We start from the raw sequence: 611 nt of genomic DNA on the forward strand, positions 1-611 counted from the left end.
CCCCAGCACCGGGAGGCGACGCAGCATGATCGTCGTCACCTTCTTCCTCGGCTTCCTTGCCGGCGCCACCCTGGCCTCCGTCGTCGCCACCACCTGGCTTGGCCGCTGCCAAACCGAACACTTCGCCCGGATGCTCGAACAGATCCGCTCGCTAGACCCGCGCGCATGACCGCAGCCGTCGCCGAGGGACCGACCGTGGCCGCCACCGTGCGCGCCATGCGCCGCGCTGGCGCCGCTGTTGAGCCGGTGCCGGCGGAGACGGTGCGCGGTTGGGCGGCCACCCTCATGGACCAGCTGTACGGCCTCCAGAAGCCGGTGCGCTACGAATGCCGCCCCCGCTACTCGTCGGAACCGTGGATCGCCGCGAACGAAGGCGACGTGATCAACGCGCGGCGGCGTGACCTGGTGGTGCGTGCGCTCTACCTGCACCCGAAGGCAGACCAGCCGGCCAAGGCCCACCGGTTCCGCGACGGCGTATGCCAAGACTGCCACGAGAAAGACTGGCTGGCCGGGCCCGACTGCTGCCCACCGGCGCCAACGTTGGACAGGCGCGCCGCCCTCCCCTTCGACCCCTTCTGGTTCCGCGAACCCCTCCAGGCACTGCAGCAGAT

1 protein-coding gene is annotated in these 611 nt (G+C 70.5%); it reads left to right on the forward strand.

All coding sequences use genetic code 11. The features are described 5' to 3' along the window. Positions 1 to 165 precede the first annotated feature (165 nt). Positions 166 to 611 (forward strand): hypothetical protein (locus ACXJKJ_RS31165; protein ID WP_457395468.1); only part of this gene is annotated, 446 nt, incomplete at its 3' end.

The sequence above is a fragment of the Roseateles sp. P5_E1 genome, assembly GCF_054049335.1.